Origin of the sequence: Pseudobacillus badius, from assembly GCF_002189605.1 — a bacterium.
In the GTDB taxonomy this organism is placed as follows: domain Bacteria; phylum Bacillota; class Bacilli; order Bacillales; family Domibacillaceae; genus Pseudobacillus; species Pseudobacillus badius.
The window spans coordinates 245,735-263,780 of sequence record NZ_MWMM01000001.1 but is presented as its reverse complement, the minus strand read 5'-3'; the positions used below and the strand labels follow the sequence as shown (position 1 = coordinate 263,780).

Below are 18,046 nucleotides of genomic sequence, written 5' to 3'. Positions count from 1 at the left end.
TAAATATATATAAAAAGGCTCATTGAAATGAACCTTTTTACTACTATGCTGCGTTAAAATCTCTTGCTGGTTTTTCGGTCCGTTCCTGCCAAACGGTCGTTTGGCAGGAAGGAGCCAGAAAAGAATCAGCCTCTCAGATTAACAAAGCTTGCCACTAACAAATGAGCGTTATTTTTTATAAAGCTGTTCGTACTTGGTAAACATTGAAATATTAACAAGAACCCCAAGTGAAACAGATAACAAAATGAGTGAAGAGCCTCCATAACTGATTAAAGGCAGCGGAACTCCCGTAATTGGAATCAATCCCGTTACCCCGCCAAGATTAATAGCCGCTTGGATAGCGATCATACTGGAAATGCCGACAGCCATCATCTTTCCAAATGGGTCTTGGCACTTTATCGATATATAAATTCCTTTTAGTACAATAAAACTTAATCCCCCAATAACAATGAACACGCCTAATAGACCCAACTCCTCTGAGATAACAGCCATAATGAAGTCGGTGTGCGGCTCAGGTAAATACCCTAGCTTTTGTACGCTTTGGCCGAGTCCATTGCCGGTTACTCCTCCAGAGCCGATAGCAAGATAAGAGTTGACAAGGTGATACCCGTCCCCCTCTTGGTGCTCAAAAGGATCAAGATAACCGGTAATCCGGCTGATCTTTTCCTCCGTAAAGATCTTATCTTTCTTCAAAAGAATAAGCGGGGAAAGAACCAGAGCAGCCATCAGGCCAAGCACGACCAGCTTCCACATGCTTTTAAAGCGCATGCCCGAAGAAATAATGATCGTACAGCCAATAAGAAAAATAATAAAGGCTGTCCCAAAATCAGGCTCGGCAGCGATCAAGGTGCATAAAAACACGAGTAAAATAACCGGCGGCGTGACCCCTTTATTAAAGGAGTTAATATATTTTTGTTTTTTGGCATAAATGGCTGACATATAAATAATGATTACCAGCTTGGCGAATTCAGAAGGCTGCAAGTTCATGCCGCCAAAACGAATCCAGCTTCGCGCGTTGTTCGAAATCGTTCCAAATATCATCAAAGCAACGAGCATTCCAATGATGCCTGCTACGATTGCAAATAAAAATTTACTATTTTTATAGGCTTTATATGGAAAGAGAGCTGCCGCAAAAAAGAAAACAGAGGCCGCGATAATATGAATTTTTTGCTTGTTATAAAAATAATCGCTCGCTACTTCATAGCGCTGGACGGCTGTGACTGAACTTGCACTGTAAATCATCATCAGTCCGAACAGGCAAAGAAGAAAAAAGGCTGCGATAAGCGAGTAATCGTATGATCGTATGATTTTTTTCCACATATAAATCTTCCTATCTCTGACATCCTTTTCTGCAAAGAATGCGTTGAAATGATCCAGCCAACAGCGAGTAGATCAACAGCACGGCTGCCTGAGCTTATGTAAAAAAAACTCAAACATCAATAAAAGGTGTTTGAGTTTTTTGCCGTTTATTTTCTAGTAGATGCTTCATGGAGAGCTGACAATTCCCGTTCAAGCGAATCAATCAGTTCTTTTCCATCTTGTTCATCGACCAAACCTAAACGAATCGCAAAATCTATTTCACGGGATAAGCCAAACATTTGGGTGTCCAGCACCTCTTCATAGAGAGGGCACTGGGGCATCGTTAAGTTGTCCATTTGGACTTTGATGAGTCTCAAAATCTTTCCCGCATCTGCTTCTAATAGAGAGTAGGCTTTTTCCCTGTGATTGACTTTTAATTCAGATGCCACATCTAACTCCCCCTGTTCAGCACAATAATTGACTGTATCTTATAAAATTCTATCGTTAATTCGACTAATTTGCAAGGAATTTCGCATTTATCCCCTGACAAGAAAGGACTCTAGCGTTATAATCTATGGGGAACGTTAATTTAAAATAAGGGAGTGTCCCTATGAATACAATTATGAGTATTAAAGGAAAAGTGAAATTTCCTATCACCCTCGATTCCGGTGTGTGGATTTTTGACGACCGCCGCATCGATCTGAATACATACTTTGACACAGAAGCAGACAATGGCCTGCTGCAAGACGAAGAATACACGAAGAGTGTATCAAAGTTTTGGGATAAAGAAATCAGAGAAGGCGCTGTTTTCCCGCCGACGATTAAATCCGAGAAAAAGTATGAAAAAGAAAAAGTATTGACCGGCACCTTCGGAATGCCTTTTGAACCATTTTTGAAAAATGCAGAGCCGGATGCTGATGCCCAGTCGTTAGTTATTGAAACAGCCGATGAAGAAATTACGCTGCCTTTAGAGCAAGCCGGCGAAATCATCCTCGCCTTCTCCAAGGAAGGAAAGCCGCTTCGCGAAGACGGGCCTGTCCATGTTCTTTTCAAAGACGGGTCAAACCGGGCTGAACCGATCAGGAAAGTCACATCGTTTCGTATCGATTAAGCCAATAAAAAAGCGAGGTGCTTCGACTTATGGAAGGCATCTCGCTTTTTTGCTTTCTATAAAATGTCCGCTGCCAGCTGGGCAAGCCCTGACCGTTCGCCCTTGAGCAATTTTATATGGCCTGAAACGGCCTGGTCTTTAAACTTTTCAATGACATAGGTTAAGCCATTATTGTATTCATCCAAATACGGATGGTCGATTTGGGCAGTATCACCCATCAGCACAATTTTGCTTCGTTCGCCAACCCTCGTCAAAATGGTTTTCACTTCATGCTTCGTTAAATTTTGTGCCTCATCAATAATAATATACTGCTCAGGAATGCTTCTTCCCCGTATATAAGTGAGTGCTTCCACTTCCACCGAATGAAGCCCCGCCAAAATTTGATCAATTTCTCCCGGCTTTTTTGTATTAAATAAAAATTCAAGATTGTCGTAAATCGGCTGAACCCATGGGCGAAGCTTCTCCTGCTTTTCACCGGGCAAGTAGCCGATATCTTTTCCGACCGGAACAATCGGCCGGGCAACGAGCAATTTTTTAAACAGATGAAAATCCTCGGTTTGCAAAAGCCCTGCCGCAAGAGCAAGGAGCGTTTTTCCTGTTCCTGCCTTGCCCGCCATGGTAACAAGCGGAATATCAGGTCGCATCAACAATTCAATCGCCATCATTTGCTGAACATTGCGCGGCTTGATTCCCCAAATAATATCTTCATCATGAAAAAGCTTCTTTAACATTTTCCCTTTGGCATCCACTATGCCAACCGCTGATGCTGAACTGCCAAGAGCGTCTTTTAAGATCAGAAACTGGTTAGGATAAAAAGGATGATGAGCGATTTCAGAAAGCGGCAGCTCCCCTTTTTGGTACAACACATCAAGCGCTTCTTTCGGTACATACATCTCTAAAAATCCCATATATATATCGCTCATCTCAATGACGCGGTCACTCAAGAAGTCTTCTGCCTGCAAGCCAAGTGCATCGGCTTTTACCCGCACGAGCGTGTCTTTGCTTACTAAAATCACTGCCCGGCCATTCGTTTTCTCTTCTTCTTCAACAGATAAATTTTTGGCGACTGCCAAGATGCGGTTATCATTTGTTTTTTCCAAAAACACATCTTGCAGCTTTTGAAAAGAACGATGATTTAATTCAATTCTCAAGCTTCCTCCGTTTTCCAATTGAATCCGCTCATGGAGTTTCCCTGTTTCCCGCATTTTATCAATGAGCTTTGATACAAGTCTGGCGTTTCTTCCGATTTCATCCATATATCTTTTCTTTGAGTCTAATTCTTCGAGCACTACTGCCGGGATAACAACTTCATTTTCTTCAAAAGAGAAAATAGCGTATGGATCTTGCAACAAGACATTGGTATCCAGCACATAAATTTTACTCAACGAGACGCCTCCTGCTTTGTTCATCTTTTTTTATTATATGAGAATAAGCGGTACCAGGTTCAACGAATAGCAAGGCTGATAAAAATATATGTGTGCATGAATAAGATTAGAAGAGAATCGCAAAATATAAAGAACCGTTGATTTATAAATAAAAGAGGTGATACACATGAAGCGAATACTTCCTTTACTCGCTCTCTCTCTTCTTTTCGGGTGTGCCCAGAAAGAAGACGCATCTTTAGATAAGAACGAACAAACTACCGGCGAAGCACGTTATAAAGCCCAAGTTAATAACAGCGTTCCAACTGACAGAAGCAATCTCTCGTTAGGCGAGGCCGGACGCCGGCTCGCGGCTACCGCCCGGACGATGCCGGGAGTGAATGACGCCGCTGCTGTAGCTTGGGGGCGATATGCCATTGTCGGCATTGATGTAGACGCCAATTTAGACAGGTCAGAAGTCGGCTCCATAAAGTACACCGTAGCGGAAGCACTGAGGCACCAGCCGTATGGTGCGGAAGCAGTGGTAGTAGCCGACCCGGACTTATATGCCCGCCTCAAGGAGATTGGCCAAGACATTGAAAATGGACGGCCGCTGCAAGGCTTAGCCAATGAGCTTGCAGATATTGCTGGACGCGCCATGCCCGAAGTTCCAGGCGATTTAACAGAGCCTGAGCCTAAAAGAGCAACTGAACAGCCAAAGAAACAATTATCTCCCTCTGAATCGCACCAATTAGAAAAGCAGCAGGAAGAGCAATCCAACCACCATAAGTAAGAATGAACAATCTATAAGTTGACGGCGGCGGAGCAGAAAAGACACAGTCGCTTTTCTTACTCTTCCGCTCCTTTTCTGAGAGCTTCTAATACTTGTCGATCGAGTTTCTGAGCTGCCTGCTCGTCATATGTTTTCTCATGTTTCGGCTCCAGGATAATTTTCGACCCGTAAAACATCACATCACGTATTTCAGTAATGCAAATTTCTATAATTGCTGTCTGAACAGGGACACCGGCTGCTTTTTCCGTAATAATTTTCCCAGTGCCGGATATGGCATAGGCTGATTCATTTGCCAATAGGTGAATAGCCATTGCCGGATTTTGTTTAATGTTTTCTACCATGCTTGAGCGGCTGTGCACAGCAATGCGCAAAGTGTGCTCGTCTAATGCACGGATCCAGGAAATAGCGTGAATAGCCGGATTTCCGGATTCCTTATCAATGGTGGCAATTGTGACGAGGCGGTCTTCTTGCAATGCCTCAAACAACGGCGGTATTAAATAAGTTTCTATTCTGTTAGCCACATTCATCCCCTCCCTTTGTCTTTATTATACATAACAGGCTACACTATGCCGAATTTGTGCTACCCCTTTTTCTCTTCACTCTATTGTTTTATAAGCTGAAAATTCTTTTGGATTATGCACAATGAAATTTTTACTCATTAAATAAACAATAGAAATCCTATACAGAACATTTGACTGCTTTCATCTCATTGCTATCTTAGAAGACGCCCCTGCAATACTCATGGTATAATGGGCAAAAAAGCTGGAGGTAGCTGAAGTGAGAGTAAAATGTATTCTATGCGAAAAAATTGAAAAAATCGATGATCAGCTCCCTGTCGCCAAACGGTTAAGAAACCGGCCAATCCATACATATATGTGCACGGAATGCAGCGAACGAATTGCCGAGAAAACCCAAGCACGGATTGCCACCGGCAAGTTTCGGATTTACCGTTCCGGCAAGGAGCAGGAAATTTTGTAAACAGCCACCTTCATGGCTGCATAAAAAAAGGATGCCTAAAAGCGGGCATCCTTTTAAAGTGGAGAAAAACAGCACTTTACCATAAAACCCGTATCCGACAAATTATCAATAAAAAAGAAATCAATCTCTGCCTCGGGCTTTTTGTACAGCTACCCCCTTTTTCATACACCCCGTTAATTGGGACGGAAGGCGCGAAGACTCCTGCGGGATCCGCGGGACAGGCGAGACCCCGCAGGCGCGCTGGCGCTGAGGAGGCTCGCCGCACGCCCCGCGGAAAGCGAAGCAGCCTGGAGTGGAAAGCAACAGATTCTATTCACATACAAAAAAAGACCGCGGACAAACTCAATTCTCGTTGAGTTTGTCTACAGTCTGAAGGATACCTAAAAGCAGGCATCCTTGTTTTAATTTTGATTCTCTTCCTTATGCATCCTGAGCCTAAACTTATATACGCCGAGCACAAGTGCGGCAACAATCAAGCTCTCTACAACAGGCAGCTGGTACGACAGAATCAGCAGCAGCAGCGAGCCGACAATAAGCGACACATAAACAATAATATTCTTTCCGACAGATAATTTCTTGGCAAAGCCGAGGTTATAGACAAGAACACAAAGCAATATAATCGCCAGCCAATAAATTCTTACAGGCCAGTAAGTTCCCCCGAACACTTTAATCAAGGCTCCCAGCAACGGGCTGACGTGTTCTAATCCTTCCACTCCCTATCTCTCCCTTACAAATTAAATTTCTTCATATTTTTTCTTTTTAGCTGCCCGCTCCCGTTCATTCTTATCAAGAATTTTCTTGCGCAAGCGAATCGATTGCGGCGTTAGCTCGCAGTATTCATCATCATTTAAGTACTCAAGCGCTTCTTCTAACGACATAATACGCGGCTTTTTCATTGTTGTCGTTTGATCTTTTGTAGCAGACCGTACGTTTGTCGCCTGCTTCAATTTAGTAATATTGACGGTCAAGTCATTTTCGCGCGTATGCTCGCCAACAATCATTCCGCCGTAAATCTCTGTTCCAGGCTCTACAAAGATGGTTCCGCGGTCTTCTACTTGCATGATGCCATACTGAGAAGCTTTTCCAGCTTCCATAGAAACAAGCACACCTTGACGGCGGCCGCCTACGCGTCCTGGCTGCATCGGCTGATAGCTGTCAAATGTATGATTAATAATTCCATAGCCACGCGTCATCGTTAAGAATTCCGTCGTATAGCCGATCAATCCGCGGGCAGGAACCATGAAAATTAAACGGACTTGACCATTGCCATTATTAATCATATCAAGCATTTCGCCTTTGCGCGAGCCTAATGATTCAATAATAGCGCCCGTGTATTCTTCAGGAACATCAATTTGCACACGCTCAACTGGCTCACAGCGTACTCCGTCAACTTCCTTCACGATAACTTGAGGTTTAGACACTTGGATTTCAAAGCCTTCGCGGCGCATATTTTCCAACAGAATGGATAAATGGAGTTCACCGCGTCCAGAAACAACCCAAGCATCCGGAGAATCCGTTTCCTCTACTCGCAGGCTCACATCTGTTTCCAGCTGCGCGTCAAGACGCTCCTGAATCTTTCTGGCCGTCACAAACTTCCCTTCGCGGCCGGCAAATGGGCTGTTGTTGACAAGGAATGTCATTTGCAGCGTCGGTTCGTCAATATGCAAAATCGGGAGAGCTTCCTGATAATCGACCGGGCAAACCGTTTCTCCAACGTTAATATCTTCCATGCCGGAAACGGCAATTAAATCTCCAGCCTTTGCTTCTTCAATTTCAATCCGCTTTAATCCCATAAAGCCAAATAGTTTCGTGACACGGAATTGCTTAACTGTTCCATCCGTTTTCATTAACGCTACTTGCTGGCCAACTGTGATCGTTCCGCGGAATACACGGCCAATACCAATCCGGCCAACATAATCGTTGTAATCAAGCAAGGCTACTTGGAATTGAAGCGGTTCGTCACTATTGTCCACCGGTGCCGGGATATGCTCAACGATAGCCTCAAATAAAGATTCCATGTTTTCATCTTGCTTATCAGGTGACGTGCTCGCTGTTCCGTTGATCCCTGATGCATAAATCACTGGGAATTCAAGCTGTTCGTCATTCGCATCCAGCTCAATGAACAATTCAAGCACTTCGTCGACCACTTCTTCCGGACGGGCAAAGTCACGGTCAATTTTATTAACAACAACAATCGGGCGCAGATTTTGTTCGAGCGCCTTTTTCAAGACAAAGCGTGTTTGCGGCATGCATCCTTCATAAGCATCGACAACAAGAAGAACGCCATCGACCATTTTCATAATTCGCTCAACTTCACCGCCAAAGTCGGCATGTCCAGGTGTATCCAATATATTAATTTTCGTGTCTTTATATTGAATGGCTGTATTTTTTGCAAGGATCGTAATTCCGCGCTCTCTTTCGATATCCCCGGAATCCATCGCACGTTCCTCTACATGCTCATTGCTTCTGAAGCTGCCTGATTGTTTAAGGAGCTGATCCACAAGAGTAGTTTTCCCATGGTCAACGTGAGCGATGATCGCAATGTTTCTTAAATCCGTTCTTGTATTCAAATTAGTTCCTCCTGACTAATAAAACCTTCCATTCATAAAATTCGCTTTTGTAACTGAATTATTATATCACAAGTTGTTTTGAAATCCTAATTGATATTAAAGGTTTCTCTACTTAAAAAAATCTTGTACAATAAAGAAAAAGGAGGCTCTTGTTGTGAAAGAGATTAAATGGATTTTTGTATTTTTCGCTATTGCTGCTGCATCCTGCATGATCGGCATGGGAGTTGCCATAGCAGAAAAAAGCATACTGGGCCTTATTTTGTGCATTGTTGCCCTCTTTGCCGTTATGGGTTTCGGCTTTTCTACAAAAGCTAAAATGAGAAGAGCCGGGAAGCTATAGGCTAACGCTGACGAGGCGCTCTCTGCCCTTTAATAAATTCATTAGTGCTGTCAACTGACGGCGATGACTGATTAACAACCGCATTAAAAAGGATGAAGCCAGCTGGCTTCATCCTTTTTGCTTGTTAATCTTTTAATAAAAATTCGTCTAATATCCGCCCATGAAGAATCGGAGCTCCAGCAAACACACTGTTTATCTTTATCATATTTAGGTCTTCACCGAACAAATTTGTCACACAGCCGCCCGCTTCTTCCACCAACAGTTTCCCGGCTGCAAAATCCCACGGAGATAACCTCATAGATAAATAACCATCCAGCCGACCCGCTGCCACATAAGCAAGCTCCAAGGCTGCAGAGCCGTAGGAGCGTGTGCCCCTCACCTGCACCGCTAAATTCACGAGCTTTTTTTCGTCGAAATACCTGTTTTTCACAAGCCATGTGGCATTCAGCGCAATAAGCGCTTTTTCAACGGACACTTCTGTCAGGGAAGGCAGCCTCACACCATTCATATAAGCTCCCTTTCCGCGTTCAGCGTAATATAACTCATCATGAGCCACATCATAAATGTAGCCTAAACGTCCGACTCCATTTTCGTAAACACCGATTGAAATAGCAAAATGACGCTGCTGATGGATAAAATTTGTCGTTCCATCAATTGGATCAATGATCCAAACAATCCCTTTAAGGGAAGCGAGATCATCTCCCTGTCCCTCCTCCCCTAAAATCCGGTGGCCAGGATAGACCTTGCGAATGTTAGCAATAAAAAACCGCTCTGTTTCTTTATCAATATTTGTTACTAAATCGTTGGGATTTGATTTGGTATGAATGCTTAAAGAATGCTTGAACGACTCTCGAATAGAAGAGCCAGCCTCCATAATCCACGTCTTTATCCGCTGATCCATTTCCGTCCAATTTACCATAACTATTCCTCCAACGTGGAAAATTATGTAATGTCCCTTTGCCCATATTAAAATTATAGTATATCTCGTTGCTTTTGCAAAACAAAAACGGCCTCGCCTTATGCACAATAGCGAGTCCGTCCATTAGTAATCAGCAGTCTTTATCATCTGTTTAAATGGCTATTCTTCGTTACGCTTCCATTTTCAGCATTTGTTCGCGAAGAATATTCAGCTTCTCCTTTGATTTCTCCATTTGATCGGTATTTTTTGCCTCCATTGCTTCATACAAAACAGCCAGTTCATAATCCAATTCTAATCGAATGACAGCCAGCTTTTCTTTTGATTGCGTATAGGTCTGCATACTATTCATCACTTGTTTCATGGTCAACACTCCTTTTATTATTCTCCTTATCGTTTCTCCATTGCATTCAACTGCTTTGCTTTATTTGTTTCTATTGTATAGTATTTCTATTTCATCATTTTTTTATGTTAAAATATCCTCAAGTAACAATTGGGAGGATACTTTATGAATTTCACTGGCTTTACTCAGGCTGATTTCGATGTTTTCCGAATCACCGGCTTAGATGAAAGAATGACCGCTTTAAAGGCATCGATTCGGCCGAAATTAGAATTTTTAGGCGAGCAGTTCTCCGGGGAACTGAGCGTTCTGGCGGGAAATGAAATGTTTTCCCATGTGGCTAAGCACGCCCGCAGAACTGTAAATCCACCGGATGATACATGGGTTGCATTCGCTGACAACAAACGCGGATACAAAAAACATCCTCACTTTCAAATTGGCTTATGGCAATCGCATTTATTTATTTGGTATGCTGTAATTGATGAAGCGCCACATAAAGCAGAGATCGGTTCTCTCCTTGAGAAAAAAATCGACTATTTGCGAAAACATGTTCCTGATGAATTCGTGTGGTCGGACGATCACAGAAAACCAGAAGCAACCAAAATGAAAGATCTATCTGATGAGCAATTGCTTCATTTGTTCCAGCGCCTCCAATCCGTTAAAAAATCGGAAATTCTTTGCGGCGTCCACTTGCCGAGGGAGGAAGCCGTTCGACTGTCCGGCCCTCAGTTAGTAGAGTTTATCCATGAGGCATTTGTAAAATTAATACCCCTATATAAATTGTCTTAAACAACATCCCCCTCCTGAAATCATCTTTCAGGAGGGGGATGTTTCTTCGTGCAGCCCGGTTGATAAACGGCCATTATTTCATTTTCACTTTTTCTCCGGCAGCAGCTGATTTCATTTGCTGTATAGCCCGGTAAGAGGAATAGCCGCTTACTTCTTCAAACTCATTGCATAGCCGCTTTTCTTCTGATTTGCTTGGCACAATCTCTTTAAAACGCCGATAAATCGCCATTAGCTCCTCTTTATTTACACCGGCTTCATATGCCCGCTCAATCGCTTCAAAAAATTTGACCACATCAATCACTTCTTCTGTTGACCAATCCGGTGAAAACGGGTATGAGTATTCCATCTGTTTGTCCCCCTATTTTTTTTGCATATTACTCAGCCTTCTAGGCAAAGCTTTACGAACATGCTATAATTTCTTGTGCTTTTAAAGCTCTTGCACAACATAGATACGTTATAATAAATGAGGTGAAAAGTAAATTGTCACAATTTGATACACCGTTATTCACCGGCCTCAAGGCTCATGCCGCTAAAAAACCGGTGCAATTTCATATTCCAGGCCACAAAAAAGGCAGCGGAATGGATCCTGAGTTTCGCCAATTCATTGGGGAAAATGCTCTGTCCATCGATTTAATTAATATCTTTCCGCTGGATGACCTCCACCATCCTCAAGGAATGATTCAGCAGGCACAAGACTTAGCCGCTGAAGCATTTGGAGCGGATCATACATTTTTTTCTGTTCAAGGGACCAGCGGGGCCATTATGACTATGGTCATGACTGTTTGCGGACCAGGGGATAAAATTATCGTTCCCCGCAATGTGCATAAATCCGTCATGACAGCCATCGTCTTTTCAGGAGCGATTCCAATTTTTATCCACCCTGAAATCGACCCTGTCCTCGGAATCTCTCACGGCATTACAACTGATGCAGTGAGCAGGGCATTAAACGAGCATCCTGATGCGAAAGGCTTGCTTGTGATCAACCCAACCTATTTTGGAATTTCCGGTGATTTAAAACAAATTGTGGAAATTGCTCACTCTTTTGATGTGCCCGTTCTGGTAGATGAAGCACACGGAGTGCACATTCACTTTCATGATAAATTACCTGTGTCTGCTATGCAGGCAGGTGCGGATATGGCAGCAACCAGCGTGCATAAGCTTGGCGGCTCTTTGACGCAAAGCTCGATTTTAAATGTAAAAGAAGGACTCGTTCCAGTCAAACGCGTCCAAACCATTTTAAGTATGTTGACGACAACCTCCACTTCTTACTTGTTACTTGCTTCCCTTGATGCCGCGCGGAGACGCCTGGCTATCGAAGGAGAAGAACTCATCAGCGGGGCTATTTCACTCGCCGGCTCAATGCGCAAACAGATCAATGAGATCCCTGATTTGTACTGTGTAGGGCCAGAAATACTCGGTTCAAAAGCAACTTATGATTTTGACCCGACTAAGCTGATTATTTCCGTGAAGCAACTGGGCATTACAGGAAATGAAGCAGAGAATTGGTTAAGGGAAAACTATAATATTGAAGTGGAGCTTTCTGATTTATATAATATTCTTTGCATTGTAACACCGGGTGATACTGAAAGAGAGGCGGAATTATTAATCCGCGCCCTTTCCCATATGGCAGATGTATTTAAAGGAACCGAGGCAAAGGTTCGTACAGATGTGCTTCTCCCGGATATTCCATTGTTAGCGTTGTCGCCACGGGATGCTTTTTACGCTGAAACAGAGGTTGTGCCTTTTGAAGAATCAGCAGGCCGGATTATTGCAGAGTTTGTCATGGTGTACCCGCCAGGCATCCCCATCTTTATTCCCGGAGAAATTATTACCGAAGAAAATCTTACCTACATTCTGAAAAACCAAGAAGCCGGTTTGCCAGTTCAGGGTCCGGAAGATTTCAGCTTAAAAACCTTACGGGTTATCCGTGAACGAAAAGCAATTATCTAACTCTACGAAAAAACCGGAAGCGGCCGCTTCCGGTTTTTTCATTCATCAGCTAATATAGAGACCGCTCAATCGTCTAATTCGACTTCTTCCTCACACCCACAGTGCGAATAAGCCACAGAAACCTTATCGTCTTCAAAATATTCGATCGTACTTAAACACGATTTGCAAACAATTGTGCCCACATTCTCCATTCCTTTCAACCATTTAGTCAACGTTTTTTTAAGTTAAATCTATAATAATATAACACAATTCTTTTTTCAACCTTAAATTGTATAACACATTTAACTAATAAGAGAAAAGTATGAGCAAATAATCTATATTTTCCCTTTCATTCATATCAGCCTAGTAATTAGAAGAGATTTTCGCTTATATACATATTAAAAAGAAGACCAAATACATTAGGTAGTAGGATGAACGATTATGACATTTGGAATGAGGGAAGATGATGATTCAACTATCAGGAACGAACTTACAACAGCTTGACACCTGGCCCCCCGGAAGCCTTGAAAACCTCATCGCCCAACAAATGCATGAGGATTCAGCTGTTTATTCGTATTCGTCTATGAATGAGCTCTCCTTTGAATTGGCCCTGCGAAAAAACATTGTCAGAAGCGCCCATTTAATGAACGAAAGCGAAGCACATTTTGCCACTTTTACAGACTCACGCTGCAACCCTTATTACTGGCAATTGACAAGCGCCGGCGGGTTTCTTCTCAGGCATGGAGTTCAAGCTTCTGAAGCGATTGAAGATATTTATAGGAACAGCTCGCTTTATGCCTTTGAGTGCGCGACAGCTACTATAATTATTTATTACCATGCCTTGTTAAACAGCATAGGCGCACAGTTATTTAATCAGATATTTCCGCGCCTTTACTTATACAGCTGGCACGCTGATCCCGATCTCGGATTAAAGACCGTTTCTGTCAGCCGTTTCCTGCCCGGGGATGTTGTCTACTTTAAAAACCCTGACTTTTCCCCCGAAACCCCGTGGTGGAGAGGTGAAAACGCCGTTGTCCTGGAGAATGGGGCATTTTTTGGACATGGAGCGGGGATCAGAACCGCTGATCAAATGATTCAATCTTTAAATAGGCAAAGAGTACCAGGAAGCAATCAATCAGCTTATTTGCTTCCTTCAGCTACAAGACCGGCTTTTAAACATCTCGCACAGCTGGCGATCACGCCTCGAAATAACTCTGATTATAAACTTCATATCACTGTGATCCATCATAATAGAAGCTCGATTTCATTCAACCGTTATGTAACTTATTTAAGAAAAGTCTACAATCAAGCCGTACCCAAAAACCCGTTCTCCTAAAAGAACGGGTTTTTGTACCGCCAGCCTTCGCCTGTCCCTGCTTAAAAAGAAGCGGCTAATAAATGAAGCAGCGGATCAACTGCCAGCTTGCCTGTCCAATAAAAAAACAAGGTGGAAAGTGTAACAAAAAACCCCCTTCTTTGAGAACACAGTATTTTTTCAGCTGCCAGCATACATATATAGAAAAAAACAATGAATAACAGCCCCTGAAAGGTTTTGGAATCTCCTTTCGACAGCCAGGCTGCCAACGTATAAAAGCTCCAAATCATGAAGTGCAACACGAATACGATATAATAGCTCATACCCTCTCCGCCCATCTTTTTTGCTTCTTATTACAGCTTATGGCTAGAAGGATAAATTCTTAACTAAACAAATAAAAAAATAGAACTGTCATGGAGACAGTTCTATTTTTGTCTAATTATTTTACAATATGGATCGGTGTGCCAAGAGCTACTTCTGCTGCTTCCATAGAAATTTCTCCTAGCGTTGGATGCGCATGAATCGTCATAGCCACATCTTCTGCTGTCATGCCTGCTTCAATAGCAAGACCGAGCTCAGCAATCATATCAGATGCACCGGAGCCAGCAATTTGGGCACCGACGATCAAGCCGTCTTCTTTGCGTGTGACAAGCTTCACGAAACCATCTGTGCTGTTAAGAGCTAATGCACGGCCGTTCGCTGCAAATGGGAATTTAGCTGCGACAATCTCCATGCCTTCTTCTTTAGCCTCTGCTTCTGTATAGCCGACAGTAGCCAATTCAGGCTCAGTAAAGCAAACCGCTGGGATGGCTAAATAATCAATTTCAGAACGCTCGCCGGCAATCGCTTCTGCCGCAATCTTTCCTTCGTAAGAAGCTTTATGCGCCAATGGAGGACCTTGTACGATGTCCCCAATCGCGTAAATATTCGGTACGCTTGTCCGGCATTGCTTATCGATTTCAATTAAACCGCGATCTGTGATTTTAACGCCCGCTTGCTCAAGGCCAAGCTCTTCTGTATTTGGCTTGCGGCCAACTGTTACAAGTACATAATCAGCTTCGACTTTCTCTTCTTTGCCTCCTGCTTCATATGTTACAACTACGCCATTTTCTGTTTCTTCCGCAGACTTGGCCATTGCTTTTGTAACCATTGTTACACCTTTTTTCTTCAGGTTGCGCTTAACAAGAGCGGACATTTGCTTTTCAAAGCCGTTTAAAATCTCATTAGCTCCCTCAAGAATAGTTACTTCTGTTCCAAGGTTTGCATAAGCAGTAGATAATTCCGCGCCAATATAACCGCCGCCGACTACTACCATTTTTGCTGGAACTTCTTTTAGCGCCAAAGCACCTGTTGAGTTAAGAACCCGCTCAGAAAATTTAAAGTTAGGGATTTCAATCGGATGAGAACCGGTTGCTACAATTGCATGTTTAAATTTATATGTTTGAGCTGAATTTTCATTCATGACACGGAGTGTATTCGCATCAACAAAGTACGCTTCACCGCGAACGATTTCCACTTTGTTTCCTTTTAACAGCCCTTCTACTCCGCCAGTCAGCTTTTTCACTACGCTGGCTTTCCATTCTTGGACTTTTTCAAAATTAACTGTAACGTTTTCCGCTACAATTCCCATATCGTCTGAATGTTTCGCTTGCTCATAACGATGCGCAGCTGTAAGCAACGCTTTAGAAGGAATACAGCCGACGTTCAAACAAACACCGCCTAGTTCTCCTTTTTCAACGATCGTTACTTTTTGTCCAAGCTGTGCAGCACGAATAGCTGCTACGTATCCTCCTGGGCCTGCCCCGATAACTATCGTATCAGTTTCGATTGCGAAATCTCCTACTACCATTGCATTACGCCTCCATTAATAAAAGTTCTGGATCATTTAATAAACGCTTAATATGGTTAAGCGCATTTTGAGCTGTTGCCCCATCAATCATTCGGTGGTCAAAGCTCAATGATAATGCTAACACAGGTGCGGCTATAATTTCACCATTTTTTACAACTGGTTTTTCAGCAATTCGGCCAATCCCTAAAATAGCCACTTCCGGATGGTTAATTACTGGAGTAAACCATTGTCCGCCGGCAGAACCAATATTCGTAATGGTGCAAGATGCGCCTTTCATTTCAGCTGGCGAAAGCTTGCCATCGCGTGCCTTAGTTGCCAGTTCATTAATTTCATTTGAAATCGTAAACATAGATTTGCGGTCAGCATTTTTCAAAACTGGAACAAGCAGTCCTTTATCTGTATCAGCTGCGATACCGATATTGTAATAATGCTTGTGAACAATTTCATCGGTACTGTCATCGAGTGACGTATTTAAAGCCGGATATTCACGAAGCGCGCTTGTTAAAGCTTTTACCACATATGGAAGGAAGGTTAACTTAATTCCTTTTTCCTCAGCCACTGCTTTGAACTTCTTGCGGTGAGCCCACAGCTTAGATACTTCCACTTCATCCATCAAAGTAACATGCGGAGCTGTATGCTTCGAATGAACCATCGCTTTCGCAATCGCTTTGCGGATACCGCTCATTTTTTCGCGTGTTTCCGGGAATTCGCCCTCCGGAATAACAGGGGCGGCAGCAGTCTTCGCTTTGTCCGCTGTCTGTTCAGCAGCAGATACAGCTTCTTGCTTTGCGGCCGGCTCTTCTGGAGCTTTCTGGCCGCCGGCGATAAAGCTGTCAATATCCTCTTTCAGCACACGGCCGTTCTTGCCTGAGCCCGCTACTTGGCGAATATCTACGCCGTTATCGCGCGCATATTTGCGAACAGACGGCATGGCTACGATGCGGCGGTCTGGGTCTACATTTGCTTCTTGAGCTGCCGGCTGAGCACCTGCTCCTGTGGTTTCTTCTTTTTGGACAGGCACTTCTTCTTTTTTCATATCCTGGCCGGCTTCTGCTGTTGATTGAACTTGTGCTTCTGTTTTTTCCTCTTCATCCCCATGGCCTTTAAATTGTAAATCTTCATAACCAGGAGCGTCGATTTTCACAAGCACATCGCCGACAACCGCTACCGTTCCTTCACTCACTAATACATCTTCTACTGTTCCTGTAACAGGGGAAGGGATTTCAACGACTGCTTTATCATTCTGCACTTCGCAGAGGATGTCATCCTCTTCAATTTTGTCGCCAGGTTTTACAAACCATTTGACGATTTCGCCTTCGTGAATACCTTCACCGATATCAGGTAATCTAAATTCAAATGCCAAAGTCTTCACCCTCCTAATTGAAGTTCATTCTGTTCACAACCGTTAGATGAGGAGAGATCCCAAGTCTATTTGCCATAAACCTGAGATCATCTGTCCTGCCCTCTACTTGTGATTAAAATTCAAGCACTTTTTTCGCTGTTTCGATAACGTCCTTGAAGTTTGGAAGCCATACTGGTTCAGCTTGTGAAAATGGATAAACTGTATCCGGAGCAGCGACGCGCAAAACAGGGGCATCCAAGCTTAAAATGGCCCGGTCATTAATTTCCGCTACCACATGTGCCGCGATTCCCGCTTGCTTCTGAGCTTCCTGAACTACAATAGCACGTCCTGTTTTTTCCACAGATGCAACGATAGTATCCGTATCTAGAGGCTGGATCGTCCGAAGATCGATCACTTCTACAGAATAGCCTTCTTTTTCCAGTTCTTCTGCTGCTTTGATCGACTCATGAACCATTGCCCCGTAAGTAATGATGGAAAGATCTTTTCCTTCCCGCTTCACTTCGGCTTTTCCAAGCGGAATTGTGTACTCTTCTTCCGGCACTTCTTGACGGAAAGAGCGGTATAATTTCATATGCTCAAGGAAAATAACCGGATCATTGTCACGAATAGCAGAAATTAACAAGCCCTTTGCATCATAAGGGGAAGATGGAATAACAACCTTCAAGCCTGGCTGTTGAGCAACAAGCCCTTCTAAGCTGTCAGCATGAAGTTCCGGTGTATAAACGCCGCCTCCAAATGGAGAGCGAATCGTTACCGGTGCCGCATAGCTGCCGCCTGAGCGATAACGAAGGCGGGCTAATTGGCCACTGATAGAATCCATTACTTCATATACGAAACCAAAAAATTGAATTTCAGGAACCGGACGGAAGCCTTCAAGAGCAAGTCCAACAGCAAGCCCGCCAATCCCGGATTCAGCAAGCGGTGTATCAAATACACGGTCTTCACCGAATTCTTTTTGGAGACCCTCCGTTGCCCGGAAAACCCCTCCATTCACTCCAACGTCTTCCCCAAAGACCAATACATTTTCATCGTTCTTCAGTTCTGTGCGCAGAGCGTCCGTAATAGCTTGGATCATTGTCATTTGCGCCATGGC

21 protein-coding genes are annotated in these 18,046 nt (G+C 43.5%); 7 read left to right on the top strand and 14 right to left on the bottom strand.

Annotation, left to right across the window (positions count from 1 at the left end; translation table 11 throughout):
• Positions 1 to 168: 168 nt before the first annotated feature.
• On the bottom strand, positions 169 to 1,320 hold the full coding sequence (locus B1A98_RS01285) for an FtsW/RodA/SpoVE family cell cycle protein (protein WP_041099746.1): 1,152 nt from the start codon (positions 1,318 to 1,320) through the stop codon (positions 169 to 171).
• Positions 1,321 to 1,466: 146 nt separating this feature from the next.
• Positions 1,467 to 1,748, bottom strand: coding sequence for an Fpa/YlaN family protein (locus B1A98_RS01280; RefSeq protein WP_041099744.1), 282 nt, complete (start codon positions 1,746 to 1,748; stop codon positions 1,467 to 1,469).
• A 161-nt stretch (positions 1,749 to 1,909) separates the two neighbouring features.
• Between B1A98_RS01280 and B1A98_RS01275 the strand changes: the two genes are divergently transcribed.
• Positions 1,910 to 2,410 carry a molybdopterin-binding protein gene (locus B1A98_RS01275; RefSeq protein ID WP_063383442.1) on the top strand — a complete coding sequence of 167 codons (501 nt, stop codon included), beginning with the start codon at positions 1,910 to 1,912 and terminating at the stop codon, positions 2,408 to 2,410.
• Positions 2,411 to 2,466: 56 nt separating this feature from the next.
• Here the strand turns inward: B1A98_RS01275 and B1A98_RS01270 are convergent, their stop codons facing one another.
• Entirely contained in the window at positions 2,467 to 3,795 is a 1,329-nt protein-coding gene (locus B1A98_RS01270) for a PhoH family protein (protein ID WP_063383441.1), read from the bottom strand.
• Between the two features lie 166 nt (positions 3,796 to 3,961).
• On the opposite strand from B1A98_RS01270, the gene B1A98_RS01265 reads away from it, so the two are divergent.
• Positions 3,962 to 4,564, top strand: coding sequence for a YhcN/YlaJ family sporulation lipoprotein (locus tag B1A98_RS01265; protein ID WP_063383440.1), 603 nt, complete (start codon positions 3,962 to 3,964; stop codon positions 4,562 to 4,564).
• Positions 4,565 to 4,620: 56 nt separating this feature from the next.
• On the opposite strand, the gene B1A98_RS01260 is transcribed toward B1A98_RS01265, so the two are convergent.
• Positions 4,621 to 5,091, bottom strand: coding sequence for a pyridoxamine 5'-phosphate oxidase family protein (locus B1A98_RS01260; protein ID WP_305954903.1), 471 nt, complete (start codon positions 5,089 to 5,091; stop codon positions 4,621 to 4,623).
• 250 nt (positions 5,092 to 5,341) lie between these two features.
• Between B1A98_RS01260 and B1A98_RS01255 the strand changes: the two genes are divergently transcribed.
• Positions 5,342 to 5,542: a YlaI family protein gene (locus B1A98_RS01255; protein ID WP_041099734.1), complete on the top strand. Its 201-nt coding sequence runs from the start codon at positions 5,342 to 5,344 to the stop codon at positions 5,540 to 5,542.
• A gap of 401 nt (positions 5,543 to 5,943) precedes the next feature.
• Here B1A98_RS01255 and B1A98_RS01250 read toward each other — a convergent pair whose 3' ends face one another.
• Together B1A98_RS01250 and typA are read right to left on the bottom strand one after the other, a co-directional pair.
• Positions 5,944 to 6,225, bottom strand: coding sequence for a YlaH-like family protein (locus B1A98_RS01250; RefSeq protein WP_370511050.1), 282 nt, complete (start codon positions 6,223 to 6,225; stop codon positions 5,944 to 5,946).
• Positions 6,226 to 6,276: 51 nt separating this feature from the next.
• Entirely contained in the window at positions 6,277 to 8,112 is a 1,836-nt protein-coding gene (gene typA / locus B1A98_RS01245) for a translational GTPase TypA (RefSeq protein WP_041099732.1), read from the bottom strand.
• 154 nt (positions 8,113 to 8,266) lie between these two features.
• On the opposite strand from typA, the gene B1A98_RS01240 reads away from it, so the two are divergent.
• Complete coding sequence (locus tag B1A98_RS01240; RefSeq protein WP_063383439.1) at positions 8,267 to 8,452, top strand: YlaF family protein; 186 nt, start codon at positions 8,267 to 8,269, stop codon at positions 8,450 to 8,452.
• Positions 8,453 to 8,576: 124 nt separating this feature from the next.
• Here the strand turns inward: B1A98_RS01240 and B1A98_RS01235 are convergent, their stop codons facing one another.
• Both B1A98_RS01235 and B1A98_RS01230 read right to left on the bottom strand, forming a co-directional pair.
• The gene (locus B1A98_RS01235) at positions 8,577 to 9,371 is read right to left on the bottom strand and encodes an inositol monophosphatase family protein (protein WP_063383438.1); all 795 of its coding nucleotides are present in this window, start codon (positions 9,369 to 9,371) and stop codon (positions 8,577 to 8,579) included.
• 169 nt (positions 9,372 to 9,540) lie between these two features.
• Positions 9,541 to 9,732 (bottom strand): hypothetical protein, encoded by a 192-nt coding sequence (locus B1A98_RS01230; protein WP_063383437.1) that lies wholly within the window; start codon positions 9,730 to 9,732, stop codon positions 9,541 to 9,543.
• Positions 9,733 to 9,876: 144 nt separating this feature from the next.
• Here B1A98_RS01230 and B1A98_RS01225 point away from each other — a divergent pair, with 144 nt between their 5' ends.
• Positions 9,877 to 10,497, top strand: coding sequence for a YktB family protein (locus tag B1A98_RS01225; RefSeq protein ID WP_063383436.1), 621 nt, complete (start codon positions 9,877 to 9,879; stop codon positions 10,495 to 10,497).
• Positions 10,498 to 10,570: 73 nt separating this feature from the next.
• Here the strand turns inward: B1A98_RS01225 and B1A98_RS01220 are convergent, their stop codons facing one another.
• Positions 10,571 to 10,843 (bottom strand): UPF0223 family protein, encoded by a 273-nt coding sequence (locus B1A98_RS01220; protein ID WP_041099721.1) that lies wholly within the window; start codon positions 10,841 to 10,843, stop codon positions 10,571 to 10,573.
• Positions 10,844 to 10,977: 134 nt separating this feature from the next.
• Between B1A98_RS01220 and B1A98_RS01215 the strand changes: the two genes are divergently transcribed.
• The gene (locus B1A98_RS01215; protein WP_063383435.1) at positions 10,978 to 12,447 is read left to right on the top strand and encodes an aminotransferase class I/II-fold pyridoxal phosphate-dependent enzyme; all 1,470 of its coding nucleotides are present in this window, start codon (positions 10,978 to 10,980) and stop codon (positions 12,445 to 12,447) included.
• 65 nt (positions 12,448 to 12,512) lie between these two features.
• Here the strand turns inward: B1A98_RS01215 and B1A98_RS01210 are convergent, their stop codons facing one another.
• Positions 12,513 to 12,638: a GapA-binding peptide SR1P gene (locus B1A98_RS01210; RefSeq protein WP_370511049.1), complete on the bottom strand. Its 126-nt coding sequence runs from the start codon at positions 12,636 to 12,638 to the stop codon at positions 12,513 to 12,515.
• A gap of 254 nt (positions 12,639 to 12,892) precedes the next feature.
• Here B1A98_RS01210 and B1A98_RS01205 point away from each other — a divergent pair, with 254 nt between their 5' ends.
• Positions 12,893 to 13,762 (top strand): protein-glutamine gamma-glutamyltransferase, encoded by an 870-nt coding sequence (locus B1A98_RS01205; protein WP_063383434.1) that lies wholly within the window; start codon positions 12,893 to 12,895, stop codon positions 13,760 to 13,762.
• 41 nt (positions 13,763 to 13,803) lie between these two features.
• Here B1A98_RS01205 and B1A98_RS01200 read toward each other — a convergent pair whose 3' ends face one another.
• The 4 genes from B1A98_RS01200 to B1A98_RS01185 form a co-directional block, all read right to left on the bottom strand.
• Positions 13,804 to 14,064 (bottom strand): hypothetical protein, encoded by a 261-nt coding sequence (locus tag B1A98_RS01200; protein ID WP_063383641.1) that lies wholly within the window; start codon positions 14,062 to 14,064, stop codon positions 13,804 to 13,806.
• A 116-nt stretch (positions 14,065 to 14,180) separates the two neighbouring features.
• Positions 14,181 to 15,590: a dihydrolipoyl dehydrogenase gene (gene lpdA / locus B1A98_RS01195; RefSeq protein ID WP_041099713.1), complete on the bottom strand. Its 1,410-nt coding sequence runs from the start codon at positions 15,588 to 15,590 to the stop codon at positions 14,181 to 14,183.
• Between the two features lie 4 nt (positions 15,591 to 15,594).
• Positions 15,595 to 16,953: a dihydrolipoamide acetyltransferase family protein gene (locus tag B1A98_RS01190; RefSeq protein WP_063383433.1), complete on the bottom strand. Its 1,359-nt coding sequence runs from the start codon at positions 16,951 to 16,953 to the stop codon at positions 15,595 to 15,597.
• Positions 16,954 to 17,065: 112 nt separating this feature from the next.
• Positions 17,066 to 18,043 (bottom strand): alpha-ketoacid dehydrogenase subunit beta, encoded by a 978-nt coding sequence (locus B1A98_RS01185; RefSeq protein WP_063383432.1) that lies wholly within the window; start codon positions 18,041 to 18,043, stop codon positions 17,066 to 17,068.
• Positions 18,044 to 18,046: the final 3 nt, after the last annotated feature.